A 6,000-nucleotide genomic window follows, 5' to 3' on the forward strand; every position below is an offset into this window, starting at 1 on the left:
GCCAGCTTCCACCGAGTGCTTCGACATCTGCTCGCCATTCCCCGGTGACAGCGACGTGATGAGCCATGTCGAGGCGACAGTTCCAAGGATAGAAATATCGCAGCAAGATTGGTTTGGACGGCCGTCGTCGGGATATCGGTCTTAAGCATCGCAGTCTCCTCAGATTAGGTGCTTGGTAGGACGACCACTCATTCTGCAAAAAACGGCGGCCGTCATCCAGTCCATGGGATTTATGAGCGACGGTATGAGCCATCATCGAACATTCGAGATTTTGACGGCGGAGCCTGTGCCGTCCCGACTCAAGCCGCGCCATCGGTCGGACGAAGAGATGGCACGGCTTGTCGCCGAAGCGTTCTCGTCAGCGTGCGGACCGGGTTCGCATCGTGTGGTGGGACGGCAACGGGGTTTGTCTTTATTAGAAGACTCTGGAACATCACATGTTCTGCTGGTGTGCGATATCGGCCGCGCGCATGCGTCTCGACCACGCCCAGCTGATGGCGCTTCTGGCCGGGTCAGACTGGAAAAAGATCCGTCCGGCCAGGGTCAGGCGGCCGTTATCGACGGGCTGAAACCGGCCTGCGGGGGCATCCATACATGACCCGCCTCTCATGTTTCTTTCGGGTCTGGTGCGAAGGTCAAGTTCCTGTTTTTCTCCTTCCTGGTTTTGGGCTCTTGGGCCGAGCTGTTTTTGAATCGGAAGCTGTCGTTTCCGGCCTCGAGGATGTGGCAGTGGTGGGTCAGGCGGTCGAGCAATGCGGTCGTCATCTTGGCATCACCGAAGACGCTCGCCCATTCGCTGAAGCTCAAGTTGGTGGTGATGATGACGCTGGTGCGCTCGTAGAGCTTGCTCAAGAGATGGAAGAGCAGCGTGCCGCCGGATGCACTGAACGGCAGGTAGCCCAATTCATCGAGGATAACGAGATCGGAATGGACGAGGCGGTTGGCGATCTGCCCGGATCTGCCTCGCGCCTTCTCCTGCTCGAGCGCATTGACCAGTTCGACGGTGGAGAAGAAGCGGACGCGTCTGCGGTGATGCTCGATGGACTGCACGCCGATGGCGGTCGCGACATGGGTCTTTCCGTGCCGGGCCCGCCGACCAGGACGATGTTGTTGGCTGCTTCGATGAACTCGCAACTATGGAGCTGGCGTACGAGCGCCTCGTTGATCTCGCTGCTTGAGAAGTCGAAGCCGTTCAGGTCGCGGTAGGCCGAGAACCGAGCCGCCTTGAGTTGATAGGTCACCGACCTGACCTCCCGTTCGGCCGTTTCGGCCTTCAGGAGCTGGGACAGGATCGGAATGGCGGCGTCGAAGGCCGGAGAACCCTGTTCGGTCAGTTCGCCGACGGCCTGGGCCATGCCGTGCATCTTGAGGCTCCTGAGCATGATGACGATGGCGCCACTGGCGGGATTATGACGCATGGCGCACCTCCACGGTCTTCTCAGGGCGTCGTAGCGCTCGACATTGGCCTTCGGTTCGTTGGTGAGCGTCAAGGCCTGAGGCGCATCGATCGTCGGCGGCACAGAGGGTTTGCCGTCGACCAGCCGGTGAAGCAGGTTCAGCACATGCGTCTTCGTCGGAACGCCCGCCTTCAGTGCCATGGCGGCATCGATCGCGTCGCTCTTGCCTTGCGTGCCGTTGGAACGGATGAAGTTCTTGACCTTGAGCGTGTCACACGGTGGCACGCGATGCCGGCGCGCAGGCACTCCTTGAGCAGCAGACCCTCATGACCGCCGGTCGGCTCGCACACGACAAGGTCGATGTGTTTGTAGCTCTTGAGCAAGGCGCGAATGGCGCGCCGCCGATTGGCGTTGGTGCGGATGGTGGTGCCGTCGGACACGCTGACGATTGTCCTTGGCGTGTCGACCTGTGATCCACAGGAGGTGCCGGCCCCCCCGGGCGCAGTTGACCGCGTTGTAGATGTGCTCGGCCGTGACGAGGTTGGTGAAGATGAAGCGGATGTCGAGGCCCATCGTCGTGGCAGATGCGGGCGCAGACGCGGCGTTAGCCTTCCAGGATTTCGCCTTGTTTTGGCTTCGGTATAGCCGCGCCCCCTTCGCTTAAGCTGTATCTGCCAACCCGTCAGAGCCTGTCATTGTGCACAAGACGGGCTAACTCGGCAGAAAATTCGACGCGTGCGCGTTCTTGGGCATGCCGATTCCGAAATACCTTGTGTGAGCAACATCGAGGATGCGGTGGACCAAGCTTGAGAGGCTGTATCCGGCGGCCATCCCGGCCTGAGTATAGAGGGAGCGCTTACTGAGTACCGGCATGGCGTTGATCTCCAGGACAAAGGGCTGGCCGGAGCGGTCGATCCGGATGTCGACGCGGGCGTAGTCCCGACAGTGGCAGGCACAGAAGGTCGCAACTGAAATGTCTCGCAACTTCGTTGTAACCTTGCTTCCGATCCGTGCCGGGCAAATCCTGTGCGGCGTCTCTTCCCATGTGGCAAGATGCGTTTCGCGGTCACCGAAGTCGCGCTCCACTAGAGGCAACACCTGGAGATCTTCATTTCCCAGCAGTGCGGTGGTGATTTCTCGCCCCTCGATGTATTCTTCCACGATCGCATCCTGCACATATTGAGTGACGATAACTTCTACGGCCTGTCTCAACTGAGCGGGCCTATGCACGAGTTGCACTCCCAAGCTATTGCATTCGTGACGCGGCTTCACTATCAATGGGAATCGCAAGTCGCCGATACTCTCGGTACCTCGACGCATTACGCGAAAGTTCGGCGTCGGCACCCCGCCATCGCGTAGGAGCCCCTTGGTGATGGCCTTGTCGGATGACAGCCCATGCCCGAGTGGGCTCGATCCGGTGTACGGAATGCCGGCCATCTCGAGCATAGCCGGAACGTGGACGTCTCGGCAATCGCCCTGAATTCCGCCCGCAATGTTGAAGACGATTCCGGAGGGACGGGCTTGCGGATCGGGTGGCATGAACCGCTCGAGCGTAGCGAGCAGTCGTTTATCGCCTTCGCATAGCAGCGTTTCGTGACCGCCCTCTTGCAGCGCCGCAACCATGTCTTGGACCGTCTCTGGGTCGTTGTCCTGCGGACGAGACTGACCGAAACGGTTGATCACCCCCGTATAATCATGGTTCCAAACGATGCCTACTCGCATAAAGATACTCCTTCGATTGCTTTCCTATTAGTATCCGGTCTGAATTTGTCGATTGAGGGGAACAGAAGTTCGCTAGACCCCGCGCGCCTCGCTGCTGGTTGCCGAGCAGCGGGTTCTTGTTCCTTCCAAACTGCTGAAACCGACATAGCTCATCAACTGCACTAAGGCAGTTCCGAGAGAGTGTGAACTGATGCTGCCAGGATTGATTTGGATATTGTTCGAGCAACTCTCATATGCTCCTATGCCGGAGGCTGCGACTGTCGTAACGGGTCCTTCACCGGTTACCCATGCAATCGGCGTGCCACGCAAGAAGTTGCCGCGCCGCCGCGGCGACTCGCCCCTTCGCCTTCTGGGCTTCACCCACCACTGCGGGCGGACCCGGGTGGCGGGTTCATCGTGAGGCACAAGACGGAACGGAGACGCCTGACGCGCAAACTGACGGCGCTGCGCTAGGATGCTTGGCGGCTCATGCACGCGCCACTGGCTGCGCAGCACAGGTAGTTCGTCGCCGTTCTGCGTGGACACTACCGCGACTACGGCTGGTCGCCCGACTACCCAGCGCTCAACGGATTCCATCGGCAGAATTCGGCTGCGGTGTCCGAGACGGCGCAGGCAGAAAAGCCGGTGCATTGGCAGGTTCGAGTTCGACACCTGACGGAGCGCTTCCCCCTTGCCACTCCGCGCATCACTCGAACTTGGGCGCAAGCATGGATATGGGAGGCGGGTTACCCTCAAGCCGAATGACTGAGCTACCTTCCGTAGCGCCGGCCCACGGGACCCCCTATTGATCAGGCTTCCGACATTCCTGTCCAGCTTCGCACAAAAGAAGGATTGCGGATTTCGTTCAGCGACGCCTGGGTCGCTGGAAAAGTATGGTGGCAGTCGAGTCTTGAGTAAAAAAGGCACGGAGCTTGCTTCAGACTCTGTAGAACCCGGAGAAAGCACCCTAGAGCGCTAGGAGCAACGCCATTGCCGTCACCGCGAAGCTCGATACACGCGCCTGAGAAGATCGTCCCCATTCCCGTTGAACATGGGGACATGGTCTCCTCAAGAGGTCCGTGCCTGGTTGCTGTATTGCGAATGACTGGTTTGAGGCCGACGCGCCAACGCGTGGCGCTCGTCCATTTGCTGACCCGTCTTCATCGCATGTACGTGCCGAAGAGGTTCCTCAAAGGGCCACTCAAACCAAGGTCACCGTCTCGATACATCTTCAGCGAGCCGTCAACTTCCGACCCTTGGCGGCTACGAACGCGCTGTGCCCAAGAATTCACCCCCGGCGGCGTAAACCAATATCATAACACCACAAGAAGGACCTCCCATGACTATCGCGACGGTGCCAGTAATAAGCGAAGCGGATCGACAACTTGAGCGCCAACTGTGCAAGCTAGCAGCTTGCGATTCAGCCTCGATCTGGGAGGCTCAAGACGAGCTGTCCAGCGCGATTGCAACGGCGGGCATGCACTTTGAGGGGCGTGCGTATCCCGTATGTCTCCGGCCCCTTGCGATAGACCGCGATCTGGCAAAACGGCTCAGCGCTGCCGCTGAGGCTGTGGTCAAGCTTCTTGATGTCGCCGCTGAGCTGTATTGTTGCAACGAAAGGGTACAAGACCTATTTCCTGCCTATAGGCACTTGGGGCATTGGATCACTAGTCTCCCCAAGCATCGCCCGATTGCCACAATATGTCGACTGGACGGCCTGTTTGGCAAAAATGGCCATTATAAGATTATCGAAACCAACACATCGTCGCCGGGCGGTGTTATCCAGAACGGCCTCGCCGCAAAAGTCTGGAGCCGTATACCTAACCCATTGACACATGGCCTTTCACTTGACGTCAGCAAGCAGCCGTTCGCAAAAGATCCGAACTGCTTCGTCAGGGAGCTGGTGTCTACCTATTACGCTGCGACCGGCAGCGAACTCAAAAGTGCCGCTGTGGTCAACTTTCGCGGTCGGTACACAAATGAAGTAGACTGGATTGTAAATGGTCTGAGAGACTTAGGTGTCAATGCAGCGTTGCTAGATGCTAGCGCGGCCAAGCGAACACCTTGTGGACTAGCCGGGCCAGAAGGCCAACTCATCCAACTTGTTTACAATAAAGTAGATCCCCGGGACATCATTCAGGCCGGAGAATTAAGAGACTACTTAGACGCCTGCACGGCTCAAGAGGTGGTTTCGATAAACCCGTGGATCTCTCAGTGGATATTATGTGACAAGGCCATCCTTGCTGTACTCAGCGATGATCAATTCAGTTCGAACTTCAACGCAGAGCAGATCGAGCTCATTGCACGCCACATTCCATGGACCCGCCTTGTGAGAGATGTAGTAACGACTGACCAAGAACGACGTCGGATCGAGCTCATCAGCTACATCCGGAAGAACAAAAACGATCTTGTTCTGAAGCCCTCTAACGCGACGCGTGGCGAGCATGTCCTGGTTGGGCGTCTCACATCCTTAGAGACGTGGGAAGAACACATAGCCCGGGCCGCCCTCAACCCTTACGTCGTTCAGGAATACCTTGCGCCCAGAGAGGTTACGGCTCTGCACGCTCCAAGCCGGTCGATCAAGAAAATGGCGTATGGAATTGACTGCTACGTATTCGGTGGGCGCTTAGCAGGTTTTCAGGCGCGTGCTAGCCTCGATCCTGTTATGAACGTTGGGCGAAGCGGGACTCTATTACCGATAGCTACCGACTGAATTTCGCGCATGCATGAGGTATCGTCACGAAACTGCTGCGCCTTTTTTGAACATGCAGGGTATCTCGCTCGGGTCAGTGTGCGGCGGCCGAGCGTGCCAGAGTGGGTAGTGTGCTGAGAGTTCTGCAAATTCGCTGAGAGAGGGCGGTCATGGCAGGCTGGTGATGTTCAACGTCACCGATTCCCGCGA

General features: G+C 58.1%; 3 protein-coding genes and 3 pseudogenes. 1 reads left to right on the top strand and 5 read right to left on the bottom strand.

All coding sequences use genetic code 11. The features are described 5' to 3' along the window. Positions 1-606: 606 nt before the first annotated feature. The 5 genes and pseudogenes from istB to NKJ04_RS14610 form a co-directional block, all read right to left on the bottom strand. Positions 607-1,418: pseudogene (gene istB, locus NKJ04_RS14590) on the bottom strand (IS21-like element helper ATPase IstB). After that, positions 1,410-1,598 (bottom strand): annotated as a pseudogene (locus tag NKJ04_RS14595) (IS21 family transposase); the annotation flags it as partial. The pseudogenes istB and NKJ04_RS14595, both read right to left, overlap by 9 nt. Then, the gene (locus tag NKJ04_RS14600; protein ID WP_352675895.1) at positions 1,589-1,837 is read right to left on the bottom strand and encodes a hypothetical protein; all 249 of its coding nucleotides are present in this window, start codon (positions 1,835-1,837) and stop codon (positions 1,589-1,591) included. The gene NKJ04_RS14600 and the pseudogene NKJ04_RS14595, both read right to left, overlap by 10 nt. A gap of 52 nt (positions 1,838-1,889) precedes the next feature. Further along, positions 1,890-2,047: pseudogene (locus NKJ04_RS14605) on the bottom strand (IS1380 family transposase); the annotation flags it as partial. Positions 2,048-2,108: 61 nt separating this feature from the next. Then, on the bottom strand, positions 2,109-3,119 hold the full coding sequence (locus NKJ04_RS14610) for a D-alanine--D-alanine ligase family protein (protein ID WP_352675848.1): 1,011 nt from the start codon (positions 3,117-3,119) through the stop codon (positions 2,109-2,111). Positions 3,120-4,437: 1,318 nt separating this feature from the next. Here NKJ04_RS14610 and NKJ04_RS14615 point away from each other — a divergent pair. Further along, positions 4,438-5,811 carry a hypothetical protein gene (locus NKJ04_RS14615; protein WP_352675850.1) on the top strand — a complete coding sequence of 458 codons (1,374 nt, stop codon included), beginning with the start codon at positions 4,438-4,440 and terminating at the stop codon, positions 5,809-5,811. Positions 5,812-6,000: the final 189 nt, after the last annotated feature.

Origin of the sequence: Mesorhizobium sp. M0618 (assembly GCF_040320765.1) — a bacterium.
In the GTDB taxonomy this organism is placed as follows: Bacteria; Pseudomonadota; Alphaproteobacteria; order Rhizobiales; family Rhizobiaceae; genus Mesorhizobium.